Annotated in this window: 13 protein-coding genes; 6 read left to right on the forward strand and 7 right to left on the reverse strand. The window is 55.2% G+C overall.

Going from position 1 to position 12967, the window contains the following annotated elements; all coding sequences use genetic code 11:
* The coding region (locus RTY00_RS06510; RefSeq protein ID WP_312663872.1) for a 4-hydroxyphenylacetate 3-hydroxylase N-terminal domain-containing protein at positions 1-326 on the reverse strand (326 nt) is incomplete at its 3' end.
* 545 nt (positions 327-871) lie between these two features.
* Positions 872-1303 (reverse strand): hypothetical protein, encoded by a 432-nt coding sequence (locus RTY00_RS06515; RefSeq protein WP_312663861.1) that lies wholly within the window; start codon positions 1301-1303, stop codon positions 872-874.
* A 110-nt stretch (positions 1304-1413) separates the two neighbouring features.
* On the opposite strand from RTY00_RS06515, the gene RTY00_RS06520 reads away from it, so the two are divergent.
* The 4 genes from RTY00_RS06520 to RTY00_RS06535 are packed head-to-tail and all read left to right on the forward strand — an operon-like array spanning position 1414 to position 6021.
* Positions 1414-2424 carry a BMP family protein gene (locus tag RTY00_RS06520; protein WP_312663862.1) on the forward strand — a complete coding sequence of 337 codons (1011 nt, stop codon included), beginning with the start codon at positions 1414-1416 and terminating at the stop codon, positions 2422-2424.
* A 25-nt stretch (positions 2425-2449) separates the two neighbouring features.
* Complete coding sequence (locus tag RTY00_RS06525; protein WP_312663863.1) at positions 2450-3994, forward strand: ABC transporter ATP-binding protein; 1545 nt, start codon at positions 2450-2452, stop codon at positions 3992-3994.
* The gene (locus RTY00_RS06530; protein WP_312663864.1) at positions 3994-5085 is read left to right on the forward strand and encodes an ABC transporter permease; all 1092 of its coding nucleotides are present in this window, start codon (positions 3994-3996) and stop codon (positions 5083-5085) included. The genes RTY00_RS06525 and RTY00_RS06530 overlap by 1 nt, the downstream gene beginning before the upstream one ends.
* A 3-nt stretch (positions 5086-5088) precedes the next feature.
* Complete coding sequence (locus RTY00_RS06535; RefSeq protein ID WP_312663865.1) at positions 5089-6021, forward strand: ABC transporter permease; 933 nt, start codon at positions 5089-5091, stop codon at positions 6019-6021.
* Between the two features lie 7 nt (positions 6022-6028).
* Here RTY00_RS06535 and ppaT read toward each other — a convergent pair whose 3' ends face one another.
* Positions 6029-7201, reverse strand: coding sequence for a pyridoxamine--pyruvate transaminase (gene ppaT / locus RTY00_RS06540; protein WP_312663866.1), 1173 nt, complete (start codon positions 7199-7201; stop codon positions 6029-6031).
* 269 nt (positions 7202-7470) lie between these two features.
* Here ppaT and RTY00_RS06545 point away from each other — a divergent pair, with 269 nt between their 5' ends.
* A complete protein-coding gene (locus RTY00_RS06545) occupies positions 7471-8235 on the forward strand; it encodes an FCD domain-containing protein (RefSeq protein WP_312663867.1) in 765 nt (254 codons plus the stop codon).
* 24 nt (positions 8236-8259) lie between these two features.
* Positions 8260-9783 (forward strand): GMC family oxidoreductase N-terminal domain-containing protein, encoded by a 1524-nt coding sequence (locus RTY00_RS06550; protein ID WP_312663868.1) that lies wholly within the window; start codon positions 8260-8262, stop codon positions 9781-9783.
* Here the strand turns inward: RTY00_RS06550 and RTY00_RS06555 are convergent.
* From RTY00_RS06555 to RTY00_RS06570, 4 genes are all read right to left on the reverse strand, one after another.
* Complete coding sequence (locus tag RTY00_RS06555) at positions 9763-10518, reverse strand: YoaK family protein (RefSeq protein ID WP_312663869.1); 756 nt, start codon at positions 10516-10518, stop codon at positions 9763-9765. The two genes, RTY00_RS06550 and RTY00_RS06555, sit on opposite strands and share 21 nt — an antisense overlap.
* Before the next feature lie 200 nt (positions 10519-10718).
* Positions 10719-11579 (reverse strand): DeoR/GlpR family DNA-binding transcription regulator, encoded by an 861-nt coding sequence (locus tag RTY00_RS06560; protein WP_312663870.1) that lies wholly within the window; start codon positions 11577-11579, stop codon positions 10719-10721.
* 151 nt (positions 11580-11730) lie between these two features.
* Positions 11731-12678 carry a D-ribose ABC transporter substrate-binding protein gene (locus RTY00_RS06565; protein WP_312663871.1) on the reverse strand — a complete coding sequence of 316 codons (948 nt, stop codon included), beginning with the start codon at positions 12676-12678 and terminating at the stop codon, positions 11731-11733.
* A gap of 73 nt (positions 12679-12751) precedes the next feature.
* Positions 12752-12967, reverse strand: a 216-nt coding sequence (locus RTY00_RS06570; protein WP_409519120.1) for an ABC transporter permease subunit, incomplete at its 5' end; no start/stop codon positions are given.

Genomic DNA, 12967 nt, shown 5'->3' on the forward strand with positions numbered 1-12967 from the left:
CGTCCAAAGGTACCGCCGGTTTTCAGCGAGGTGTACTCGATCATCTTCCGACGATCCTGCAGTTCGCTGATGGTGCGTGGGATTTGCCAGGAGCGGCTGTAGACATCGCCGGTTACGCTGTCGGTGACGGTAGTGGCTTCGGCATGTTCTGCGGTGAACTGGTCGTCAAACATTGATGCCAGTAAATCGACACCCGCTGCCAGCGCCGGTTCATCTGTTACTTTCTCCAGTTTTTTGCCGTTAACCCATAACTGACGGCCATCATCTAACGAAGCTTTGAACTCCGCACCGGTTTTCAGTTTTTGTTGCGCTACGCCTTTCAACATCGCTTCCACTGGCTACCCCCTGAGTTTGAGAATCTGTCACGCCGCAAAGACCTCTTCACGACGGGTCGAACAGTAAAACCAATAACTCAACCATTTCCGGGTTTCCTCTGGTGTTGGCGATCCCGGTAACGCCAGAAAAACACAACAGCAAAAATAATTCAACCATTAAAATTGGTTGTAAACTGATTGGTTAACCCCGGAATTTACTGCGAAAAACACTGAAAAAATGGCCATGCCTGGATATGCGTAACACTATCATTTAATTGTATTTAAAGAATAATTTTAAAAATTATGAAATTCGTGACGGGTAAAAACAGGGGCTGTGCACCTTTTTATCACTGGAAAAATGTATGACTCGCAGAAGAGTGATAACCAAATGATATGATTCAACCAAAAATATTGGTTGCATATTGGTTGTGTGAATAGCTTAATGAAATGCACCGGCGTAATGGTCATGTTCATAGCAGCGTAACCCTGTGATTACGCTGTTCATTCCGTTAATCAGATGTGCGGAGGAGAGAATGGCGGCAAAACAGTATGCAGCATCAGCTGGTGGTCTGGCATTGCGTGGTTTCACCTCCAGCACGACAGGCAAAGGTGATCGAGTGTGGCAGCTGCTGGCGACGGTCGGGCAGCGTGAACTGATAGCGCGTCTGCCAGCTGGCGCCCTGCTGACCGCACCAAAAGCGCTGTACCGGCATGCGATCCTGATGCTGATTAAGAATAAACACTTCGCCGCTGCCACGGTTTTTCCACAGAGTAGTGTGCAGCGATTTGCCGGGTGCCACCTCACCCAACGCCACCGAATACCAATGGGCGGTCGCCACTTCACAGGATATAGCGTGTTTGCCCTGGTTATTTACCGCGATAACAAATTTATCCAGTCCTTGCGTTCCCCGCTCAACGTGCAGCGTTTCCTGTGCCCACAGTGGAGCGGAAATAATAATTGCACAACTTAATAGCCAGTGATTTCGCATAATTGCTCTCGCCGTAAAAGAGAATGATGAGTTAACAAAATAAATATTTATTTAATTTAACCTGATGTCAACAACAATTAATGAGGAACACCACGATGAGAAGTTGGCAAATGATTCGTTCCGCTCTGTGGGTTAGTTTATTTTATTGCGTCAGCAGCCAGGCGGCTGATATTAAATCGATTGCGATATTAACCCCGGAACCGGGGACAGATTTTGGCTGGAACCAACAAGGCATTGATGCCGCTAAAGCCGCCGGGGAAAAACAGGGCGTGAAAGTGATGGTGGCAGAGAATCTAGGATATGGCGATGTACGCCCGGCAATGCGCGATCTCATCGATGACGGTGCGCAGCTGTTGATTGCTCACGCCAGCGGTTACAACCAGGCCGCGCCAGAAATTGGGGTGCAGAGCAAGGTGCCGGTAGCGGTCACAGACAGTCCCGCCGCACTGAAAGCAGGTATGGTGGCTGATTACACCGTCAGTGGCCATGAAGGTGCTTATCTGGCGGGTGTGCTGGCGGCGAAGATGAGCCGCAGCGGCACGCTCGGCATGGTGGTTTCGGGGGAGCCGCCTTCATGGAATGCGCAATCCAACGCTTTCATTCGCGGTGCCCGCGCCACTAATGCAGCGATTAAAATCCGCTATGCGGTGATCGGCCCGGCGGCGTATAGCGATGCCGCAGGCGGCAAACGCGTCACTGCCTCGGTGATTGCTGCCGGTGCAGATATCATCTTTGGTCAGGGCAACGGTTCAAGCTTCGGCATGCTGCAGGCGGTAGAAACGGCCAAAGCCGCAGATGGGGGCAAAGTCTATTTCATCGACGTGATTGGTGATAAATCGAAAATTGATAAAGGCAATTTATTGAGTTCGGTGTTGTGGAATCTGACGCCGGTATTCAGCGCGATGATTGCCGACTTAAAAGCAGATAAATATGGCGGCCACAATTACAAAACATCATTAGCCGATGGTTCCATCAGTTTATTAAAGACTCCACATATTCCTGATGATGTTTGGCAAAGCGTTGAAAAAACCAAGCAACAAATTATTGCAGGTAGCATTAAAGTGACGGCGGAATATGATGCCAAATCGCTGCATGATTTATTAAATAGCGGAAAGTCATAAATCGAATTAATTACCGGAGCCCATTATGAGTGATATCGCGCCCGTGCTGTCGGTTAAGCAGATTACCAAACGATTTCCCGGCATTGTCGCCAACGATCAGGTCGATTTCGCCCTGTGGCCAGGAGAAGTTCACGTGTTACTGGGTGAAAACGGCGCGGGAAAATCGACGCTGGTCAGTATGCTCGCCGGTTTGTTGCAGCCGGATGAAGGCAGCATCACGCTGGCGGGCGAGCAGCAAAACATTAACTCGCCGCAGCGGGCGCTGGATTTGGGCATTGGCACGGTGTTTCAACATTCGATGATGGTGCCTTCACTCTCGGTGGTCGATAACTTTGTGCTGGGCGAACGTTGGTGGAAGCGCCCGCCGCGTGCGCGGTTCGCCCAGGAGATCGCGCGCGTCAGTAAAGAGATTGGCGTGCAGGTTAATCCCTACGCGGCCGCCGGTTCGCTGTCGCTCGGTGAGCAGCAGCAGGCTGAGATCGTTCGCACGCTGCTACGCGGCAGCCGCGTGCTGATTCTCGATGAGGCCACCGCGATGCTCACGCCACAGAATGCTAGCGAGCTGGGGCAACTTATGCGGCGGCTGGTGGCGCAAGGTTTGGCGGTGGTATTTATCACCCACAAATTAAATGAAGCACTGGATTGGGGCGACCGTATTTCAGTGCTGCGTCTTGGACGTAAGGTGGGCGAAATCACTCCCGACAGCTTGCGGGCGCTGAGCCGCGAAGACGCCACGCGTCAGGTGGTGCAGCTGATGTTTAACCTTGATGCGACGCAGAGCCGTGAAGCAGAACACAGCGAACGCATCAGCAGCTGTCAGCACGACGCGAAACCGGTACTGGAAATTCATGCGCTGGAAGTGAACGACGTGCTGGTGCCGGTGAGCCGCATCGAATTGCGTATTCGCCCTGGAGAGATCATCGGTGTGGCCGGTATTGATGGCAACGGGCAGCAACAGCTGGCTGAGGCGATTGCTGGCCAGCGCCCGCTCAACAGTGGGCGCATCTGGCTGGATGGCATTTCCATTGAGAGCGACTCGATTGGTGAGCGGCGGCGACGCGGTCTGCGCTACGTTACTGATAATCGTCTGGGCGAAGGCACGGTGGGCACCTTCCCAGTCGCCACCAACCTGCTTCTGAAGCAGATCGGCGATCCCCCTTTCTGGCGCAACGGCATCGAGCAGACCGCCGCCATTGCCGAGTGGAGCCGCACGCGCATTAGCGAATATGACATTCGCGTGCCGCAAACAGAGACGCCAATTGGCAAGCTTTCGGGCGGAAATATTCAAAAAGCAGTGCTGGCCCGCGAACTAGGCGGCACACCGCGCGCGGTGATCTTCTCTAAACCCACCTACGGCCTCGATTTGCAAAATATTCGCTCGACGCGACGCCGCATCTGCGAAACCGCCGAATCCGGCAGCGCTGTAATGCTGATTTCAACCGATTTGGAAGAGATTCTGGAACTCGCCGACCGCATCGCGGTGATGTCGCAAGGCCAGATTGTAGGCATGGTCGAAAACGACCCCCGCGCCCGCTCGCGCGTGGGGGAACTGATGAGTGGAGTGCATTGATGAACAGTCAATCCGAACAAACTGGCCTGTCATCACCGACGGTGGTACTGCCCGCGTGGATGAAAGTGTGGCTGACGCGGCTGGCCTATTCACTGGTGCCGCTACTGATCGCGCTGGCGATCACCGGCAGTTTGTTGCTGATAATGGGCGTTAACCCGCTGGAGTATTACGCCTATATCGTGCGCAAAGGGCTGTTCACTCCGTCCGGGCTGGCAGCCACTTTGACGCGTATGGGCCCGCTGCTGCTGATCGCTGCCAGCCTGATTGTGGCGTTTCGCGCCGGGCTGTGGAATCTCGGAGGAGACGGGCAGTTTCTGCTTGGTGCGGTCACCTCCTCCGCACTGGCACCGGCATTGATTGGCTGGGGCGTGCCGGTGTGGCTGACGCTGCTGCTTGCCATGCTTGCTGCCGCGTTGGTTGGCGGCATCTGGGCGCTGTTGCCGGGGCTGCTGAAGGCCTGGCAAAACATCAATGAGATCATCACCACCATGATGATGTCTTTTCTCGGGATATCTCTGGCCAACGTGCTGGTGAAGCTGGTGTTTTTTGATCCCAGCACCACGGTGCCGCAGACGCGCACTTTGCCCTGGGAAGATCGCTTGCCGGCGCTGTTTGGCAGCAATATCTCCTCGGGTCTACTGATTGGTTTGCTGGCAATTTTAGCGGTGCACTGGATGATGACGCGCACCGCGTTTGGTCTGCAGCTGCGCGTGGTGGGAGCCAATCCCCAGGCGGCGATTCACGCTGGAATTCCCGTCAGCCTGCTGACGCTGGCGGTGTTTGCCCTTTCGGCGGCGCTGGCCGGATTAGGCGGTGCGGTGGAGATCATGGGCGTACAAGGCAATGTGCGTGCTGACTGGAATCCTGCTTACGGTTTAGTGGTGGTTCCGCTGGTGTTTCTGGCGCGTTTTAACGGTTTTGGCACCATCGCTTTTGTCTTCCTGTTCTCGATGCTCTCCATCGGCAGTGAAAGCGCAGCCCGGCGCATGGATATTCCCAACCATTTTACCCTGGTTACGGTTGCAGTTTTAATGCTGGTACTGGGATTAACCGAATGCGTTGAACAGCGTCAACGCCAGAAAAAGGGGTAGCGTATGGATCTGTTTACGGTTGGCTTCCTGACGTCGCTGCTGCTTGGCGCGGTGATCGCTGGCGTACCGCTGTTGCTGGCGGGATTGGGCGAACAGCTCTCCGAAAAAGCCGGCGTGCTGAATATCGGTCTGGAAGGCATGATGTTGTGCGGCGGTTATCTCGGGTTTTATGTCGCCTGGCAAAGTCAGTCGATGGGATTCGGTCTGCTGGCTGGTGCGATTGGCGGTGGCCTGACGGGCGCCCTGATGGCGCTGCTGTGCGTGTGGTGGCGGCTGAATCAAATTGTGGTGGGAATTGCTATTACGCTCGGTGCGGAAGGCGCCACCGCGCTGCTGCACTACTTCCAGTTCAGCCGCACCTATCCCCGTTTGGGCAACGTCGATAGTTGGGCGATTCCCGGTTTGCATCAGATTCCGGTGATTGGTCAGGTGCTGTTTAATCAGCCGTTGGTTGTCTATCTGGCGGTGCTAGCGGTGCCGCTGTTTGCCTGGCTTTACCGCTCGACGCTTGCCGGGCTTTACCTGCAGGCAGCGGGCGATAAACCGGCCGCGCTGGATGCTGCGGGCATCAACGTATTGCGCACCCGTACCCTTGCCGTGGTGATCACCGGGATGTTTGCCGGACTTGGCGGCGCATTTATGTCACAGATTGGCGCGGGCATCTTTGTGCCCTTCATGACTCAAGGTAACGGTTTTATCGGCATTGTGCTGGCGATGCTGGCACGCGGCAAACCGCTGTGGGTGCTGGCCGGTGCGTTGCTGTTTGGTTGCTGCTTATCGATGACCACCGCCTTGCAAGTGTTGGGCATTGATGTGCCCACCGATGTGATTCAGATGCTGCCGTTTATCGCGGTGATGTTGGTGCTGCTGCTGTTCGGGCGTCGCGCCAGTTTGCCAGCGGCGTTGGGCGCGCCCTACGTGCGAGGCGCGCGCTAAACACCGTTTACCCTATCACCTTCATCGCCGCCGCAATGCCGGCGGCGATGTCGATTTTTTTATCACTTATTGAGTTCAGCGCACCTGCCAGCGCGGTCAGTGCAATGATGGCGAACATCGGCTGCGCGGTTGGCCCCATATGTCCAACGCGCAGCACTTTCCCCAGCGTTTCGCCGCGCCCCGAGGAGAACATTACGCCATACATTTCGCGTGCGCGCAGACGCCACAATTCTTCGTTGATGCCCGCAGGCACACGCACCGCAGTGGCGGTTGGTGAGGCAATGCTTGCGTGCTCTGCCCACAACAGTAATCCCATCGCCACCAGTCCAGCGCGAAAAGCCTGCGCGGTTAATGCATGCCGCGCCCAAACCTGTTCCGCGCCCTCCCGCAAATAGAGATCAAGTGCCGCTTCCAGCGCGTTGATCTCGGCGATGGAAGGTGTGTAGGGAAAAGGTTGGTCGGCTTTCCATGCGTCGCGCCAGTCAAGCAGGCTCAACACCGAGGCGCGCGGCGCGGACGCATTGCGCGTGATTTGCTGCCAGCCAGCAGATGAAACCGCCACCAGACTCAATCCCGGCGGACAGCCAAGACACTTATTCGGCCCGGTGACAAACACATCGGCCTGACAGCTGGCGGCCGTCACTGCAACACCGCCAAACGATGACACGGCATCAACCAACAGCAACTTGCCGTGCTGTTTAACCACGCGCCCAATCTCATCCAGCGGGTTGAGTGTGCCGGACGGCGTATCGTGATGACACACCGCGACGATAGTGACTTCAGGATGTTGCGCCAGCCAGCGATCGAGCTGCATGGGATCGATCACCTGATTGAACGCCACGCGCATCTCTTCCACCTGCGAGGTAGAGCGGCGGGCCCAATCGGCAAAACCTGCGCCATATACGCCGGACACCAGATTCAGCACCACATCCTGTTTACCGATCAGCGAAGCGGCCGCCGCTTCCAGCGCCAGCACCGGCTCGCCCTGCAAAATTAACGGCGGCGTATCGCTGGCCAACGCCTGCGCGGCTTTCAGGCTGACGCGCTCAAAACAAGCCTGAAACGCTGGATCGTAGTCGTACCAAATCGGCATCGACAAGGCGCGAGAAACAGCGGGATAAACATCGACCGGACCGGTTGTCAGGGTGAACAGCGGTTGAGCATAGGCAGGACGCATCATGACCTCACAGGTTTAGGGTGTACAGTCTTCACACTATGTTTCTCAACCTTAAAAATCAACCATTTCACAAATGGTTTTGTGCGCGCTTTTTTTTTCGGTTATGATGTGGAAATCGTGATTTCTCTGCCTCAGGCAGTGATGATTTTTTATTTAAGTGATCTGTTTTTGCTCATAATTATTACAATAACCATTTCTATTGGTTGCATGGCAAAGATCATCAACATCCCTACTCCGGCTTCAACGGATAAAGAACACTGACAGGAACGCCCATGACAACCAATAACGTTTCACAGCCTGAACGCTCGCCGGTAAAAGAGAAACAGCAAGAGAAGCTGGAACAGCTGGTCACGCAGATTAGCAAACTCAAATCTGCTAAAGGTGGATTACCTGCCGAGCGCGTGCTGGCAGAAAAACTGAATGTGAAGCGCCATTTGCTGCGGCTTGCGCTGCAGATGATGCGCGATCGCGGTGATATTCCACCCGCGCGTCCAGGACGCCGCATTACTTCCGGTAAGCCCAGAACGCAGCCGGTTGCCGTTGCTGCCTCTGCCGATCCGGTCAGCACCTTTATTGGTAGCGACCTGGTGCGCTCCACCAATCCGCTGGAAGTGATGGAGATGCGCATGATGCTGGAACCGGCATTAGCGCGTCTCGCCGCCCTGCGCGCTTCGCCAGAAGAGATTGCGGCAATTAAAGCCGCCGCCAGCACGCCAGACGATATCTCGCCAAGCGAAGCCGATCAGCGTTTTCACCGCGCCATTGCCGAGGGGTCGCGCAATAGCCTGGTGAGCGAACTATTTGTCCTGCTCAATCAGGTGGCCAGTGATAGCCGCCTGCGTTTTGCCGAAAGCGACGAAGAAACCACGCTTGAGCGCATTGCGCAGCGCGATCGTGAACATCATCAAATCGCCGATGCTATCGCCAATCGTGATTCCGACAACGCCGAGCGCGCCATGTGGCAGCACCTTGCCGTGGTGCAACAAAAAATCATCAGTCGCCTGGGTTTTGCTCCTTCGAAGAAGGATTACGCCTGAGCGCTTTAACCGGGGAGAAAAGCAATGCATTACGATGTGCTGATTATTGGCGGTGGTTCGGCGGGTTCAGTTTTGGCATCACGTTTCTCAGAAAATCCAGATTGTCAGGTGGCCCTGCTGGAAGCGGGCGCGTGGCCAAGCGATCCTGACATCGCGAATCCGGCGATGTGGCCGCTGATTCAGGGACGATCTTACGACTGGCAATATGCCACCGTACCGCAAGCCGGTACTGCCAACCGCGTGCATGCCTGGCCGCGCGGGCGCGTTTTGGGCGGCTCCAGCTGCTTGCATGCGATGGCGCATGTACGCGGTCATCAGGACGATTTTGCGGCCTGGGCGCACGCCACCGGCGACCAACATTGGTCATGGCAAGGTTTACTGCCGTGGTTCATTAAAAGTGAACGTTTCTCGCAGGGAGCCAGCGCCGTTCATGGTGATGCCGGCCCGCTCAATGTCTGGCTGCCGGATGAAGACCTCCATCCGCTGGTAAAAAGCTACATGCAGGCCGGACTGAATCAGGGCGCGCCTTGGTTGGGCGATCATAACGGCGGAAAATTGTGCGGTGTCGCCGCCAACTCGTTGACCATTCGTGACGGCAAGCGCGTGTCGGCCGCTGATGCCTGGCTGATACCGGCGCGCGCACGACCAAATCTCACCATCCTGCTCAATATCCAGGTTGAAAAGCTGCTGATCGACGAACGGCGTATTCGCGCCGTGGAGTGTCAGCGTGACGGCAAAACATGCACGCTGAGCGCCAGCACGGTGATTCTCTCGGCGGGCGCGTTGGCTTCGCCCGCGCTGTTGATGCGCTCCGGCATTGGTTGCGCCAGCGAACTGGCGGAATCGGGCATCAACTGCCAGATTCCGCTGCAACAGGTAGGCAAAAATCTGCATGACCATCTGCTGGCGGCGGGCAACGTTTGGCTGGCTCGGCAACCCATCGCCCCAACCCGCTTGCAGCACTCAGAATCACTGATGTATCTCAACGCGGCGGATATTCGCCAACCGGATGCGCAACCCGATATCGTGTTAGGTTGCGTCTGCGCGCCTTCAGTAGCGGAAAGCTTCCCGCAACCACAACCCGGCACCACGTATACCTTGCTGTGCGGTGTGACGCGTCCCACCAGTCGCGGCCAGATTCGCCTGACTGGCGCGCACAGCCGCGATCCATTGCTGATTGATCCCGCCTATTTGCAGACTGATTACGATCGGCAAACCTTCCTTAAAGCGTTGAAAATCGCCCGTCAGATGGGCAACGACGCAGCATTAGATGCGTGGCGCGAAAAAGAGTGGCTGCCCGGCGCGGAGATGCAGGATGATGCCGCGCTGAATGACTTCATCGCCCGCGCGGTGATCACCCATCATCATCCGGTCGGCACCTGTCAGATGGGGAAAACCTCCAGCGATTCGGTGGTAGATGGCCGTCTGCGCATTCACGGCCTGGAGAATGGTTACGTTGTCGATGCTTCCGTCATTCCGAGCATCACCAGCGGTCCGGTCCATGCGGCATTGCTGGCGATGGCGGAATCATTTGCCGGACGGTTTTAGCGCCAGTGAACGGTTGTTCTTTACACGGACCACCGTTCTCACCATCGCCAGCGTGGCAACAATCAGCAATATGCCGCCCACCATCGCCATGGCTTTAAAACCAAGATGTTTAAACATCATCAGGCCGATAATCCCGCCAATCAGAAAAGAGAAAATGGTGGTCAGATGCGTCCACAGCTGACGTTTCTGGCCCGAAAGTTGTTTCGACGGATCGCGGCGGAACAGCGCTGCTAATACCGATGCCAGTGAAATTCCTGCATCGGTTAAGGTGCCGGTAATATGGGTTGATCGCACGCGGCCATTGGATAACTGCGTTGAGGTTGAATTATGTACGCCCATCAGGAAGCCGAGAATAACAATAACTTCCCGGTTATTGGCCGATGAATAAAAGAACATTTCAAACAGCGATAACGCGATTAAGGCCAGCCCTTCAACCCACAATATTTGGCAGAATATAATACGATTGCCATTGGCTAATCCGCTGATTACCACCATTCTCGCCGTCACTGCACCACAAACAAAGGCAAACAGAATGGTGGCTAAAAAGGTGATGTCGCGGAAATTAACGTTCGACACTTCACTGGATAATTGTGAGGTATTACCTGACATGTGTGAGGGGAAAAAGCCAAACGCCCCCAAGGCGATCGCATTGAGCACGCCGGCTGCGGTGGCAAGCCACATTGCCAGATTCCTGTCCTCATCGTGCGTTCGTGTGCGTTTAAGTTTAATCAGCATCAGATACCTCATCATTCTGAACCAGGGCCGAATAATAACCATAGAGCACTACGCCGCGTTCATGACCAGGAAATTCCCGAATAAGACGCTGAACATATTAAAGAAAGTAAAAAAATCAACGAGGCGGGAATATATTTAAATTAATGTAAAGATTGGCATGCCATATAATCGTAGGGTCGCCATTTATGGTAACCCTCTTTTCACGAATTAACCGAATGATTTATTTTCATTGGGGCAACCACCACATTCACCCCTAAATCCTGCATACGACGCAAAATAGGCACCGGCGTACCCTGATTGACAATCACCACATCAAATTCACTCAGATGCGCAAAGCGGTGCAGCGCCCGACGTTCAAACTTGGTGTAATCCATCATCAGAATGCGCTTCTGCGCGGCATCAAACATCGCGCGTTTGGTCTCTACCGTTTCGGCGGATTGATGGAACACCGCATCGTCGATAATTGCTGACATGCTAACGAAAAACACGTCGGCGCGCAGGCTGGCAATTTCATCCCGCGTCATACGGCCCATAAACGCATTGCACCAGTGATAGAACTGTCCGCCCAGGCCCATCAAGGTGATATCGCGGCCGTTGCGCAGCTCGTTCATTAAGGTGAGTGAATTGGTGATCACCGTTAGCGGTGCACGTGCGGAGAGCAGTCGCGCCATCTGCAGCACGGTAGTGGAATCATCGAGGAAAATCGCCTGCCCCGGTTCGAGATAGGTGGCGGCGACATCGGCAATCGCCTGCTTCTCTTCCAACTGACGCGTGGCGCGGTAGATATCGCTGGATTCAACCAGGCTGGTTGGCGTCGCAGAGACCACTCCGCGCGATTTATGCAGCAAACCGCGTTCAACCATCTCGTCGATATCGCGATGCGCGGTCATCAAACTAATGCCAAAGCGATCGGTGATATCTTCGATGCGGATCGCCCCTTCAGCCATCACCGCTTCGGCGATTAGCTGACGACGGGCGAGCTGTCGCGCCTGACGGCTATCGCTGGGTAAGGTTTCGGCCATAAATACGCCAAGGGAAGAGTCCTGCGGGTTGTGCGCCATATTTCATCCGGGAAAGTGAAGCGGGAAGCGGGTTCGGCACTCATTACAGCGTTTAAAATGGGTTTTGGCAAATGCTGAGGTCGCCATAAATGGCGACCCTACAGAAGATATCGCGCTATGTAGGGTCGCCATTTATGGCGACCTGGTTTATTTACTGCTTCAGAACAAACGGTGAAGCAAAGTTACCGGCGTTCTCTTTGGTAATCAGGATGCAGTCAAACAGTTGCTTCTCGGAGGCTGCTCCGGTTTTGCCGGTTTTCAGGAAGGTATCCGCCTGCTCTACTGCTTTCTGCGCGAACTGCGCCACTGGCTGCATCACGGTGTAAGCCAGCGTACCGGCTTTCACGGCATCGACCGCATCCGGTGAACCGTCAAAACCGCCGACTTTGATTTGATTCAGCTTGCCGGCTTCTTTCAGCGCAGCGATCGCGCCGAGTGCCATTTCGTCATTGCCGCTGATCACGCCTTTAATGTTGGGATTGGCCTGCAGCAACGACTGCATTTTGTTGAAGCCCTGAGTACGATCCCAGTTAGCCACTTCCTGGCCGACTTTCTTCAGCGTGGGGTATTGCGTCAGCACGGTATCAAAACCATTGGCGCGGGTGGCGGCGTTATTATCCGACGGCGGACCAACCAGCTCGACATAGTTGGCGGTATCGCCCACCTGCTTCACCCACTCCATCGCGCCAACCGCCGCGCCCTGCGCGTTGTTTGATACCAGCTGCGCTTTGGCGAGCCCGCTCTGATTCAGTTCGGCATTGATGATAAATACCGGAATGTTGGCGGCGATGGCTTTCTTCACCGAGCCGACAGAGCCATCGGCGTTAGCCGGATCGAGAATAATCGCTTTCGATTTATTGGTGATCGCCGTATCAATCAGCTGGCTTTCAGTATTGGTATCGCCTTTGTGCGCACTGACTTTGGCGCTGTAGCCCAGCTTTTCCGCAGCTTTCTGCGCTACCTGACCTTCCGTCAGCCAGTAAGGGTTGGAAGGATCGTTAACGATAATCGTCATTAACCCGTTATCTGCCCAGGTGGGTGCAGCAAAAGTGGTGATGGCCATAGCCGCGGCCGCGATGAAGAGACGTTTAGTGAACATAGTTGGTGCTCCGTTATTATTTGGGGTACAGGTTTTACGGATATCCGCGCGCTGCTGAAACAGCGCGCGTGAGTTAGCGAGCGCGCCGTCCGTATTGCAGGGTGTTGAGCAATACCGCCAGCACGATCACGGCACCAGTGAACACCGTCTGCCAGTAAGCAGAGACGCCGATAATCACCAGGCCATCAGAGAGAAAACCAATCACGAACGCGCCAAGCAGCGTACCGCGCACGTTGCCGCGTCCACCGGTCAGCGCCGCGCCACCGATCACCACCGCCGCAATGGCGGT

Origin of the sequence: Pantoea sp. CTOTU49201, from assembly GCF_032054795.1 — a bacterium.
In the GTDB taxonomy this organism is placed as follows: Bacteria; Pseudomonadota; Gammaproteobacteria; order Enterobacterales; family Enterobacteriaceae; genus Pantoea; species Pantoea symbiotica.

What these genes read in the sequence shown, in the direction of transcription:
- RTY00_RS06515 (WP_312663861.1), bottom strand. Translation starts at nt 1,303, where the DNA reads ATGCGAAATCACTGGCTATTAAGTTGTGCAATTATTATTTCCGCTCCA.
- RTY00_RS06520 (WP_312663862.1), top strand. Translation starts at nt 1,414, where the DNA reads ATGATTCGTTCCGCTCTGTGGGTTAGTTTATTTTATTGCGTCAGCAGC.
- RTY00_RS06525 (WP_312663863.1), top strand. Translation starts at nt 2,450, where the DNA reads ATGAGTGATATCGCGCCCGTGCTGTCGGTTAAGCAGATTACCAAACGA.
- RTY00_RS06530 (WP_312663864.1), top strand. Translation starts at nt 3,994, where the DNA reads ATGAACAGTCAATCCGAACAAACTGGCCTGTCATCACCGACGGTGGTA.
- RTY00_RS06535 (WP_312663865.1), top strand. Translation starts at nt 5,089, where the DNA reads ATGGATCTGTTTACGGTTGGCTTCCTGACGTCGCTGCTGCTTGGCGCG.
- ppaT (WP_312663866.1), bottom strand. Translation starts at nt 7,201, where the DNA reads ATGATGCGTCCTGCCTATGCTCAACCGCTGTTCACCCTGACAACCGGT.
- RTY00_RS06545 (WP_312663867.1), top strand. Translation starts at nt 7,471, where the DNA reads ATGACAACCAATAACGTTTCACAGCCTGAACGCTCGCCGGTAAAAGAG.
- RTY00_RS06550 (WP_312663868.1), top strand. Translation starts at nt 8,260, where the DNA reads ATGCATTACGATGTGCTGATTATTGGCGGTGGTTCGGCGGGTTCAGTT.
- RTY00_RS06555 (WP_312663869.1), bottom strand. Translation starts at nt 10,518, where the DNA reads ATGCTGATTAAACTTAAACGCACACGAACGCACGATGAGGACAGGAAT.
- RTY00_RS06560 (WP_312663870.1), bottom strand. Translation starts at nt 11,579, where the DNA reads ATGGCGCACAACCCGCAGGACTCTTCCCTTGGCGTATTTATGGCCGAA.
- RTY00_RS06565 (WP_312663871.1), bottom strand. Translation starts at nt 12,678, where the DNA reads ATGTTCACTAAACGTCTCTTCATCGCGGCCGCGGCTATGGCCATCACC.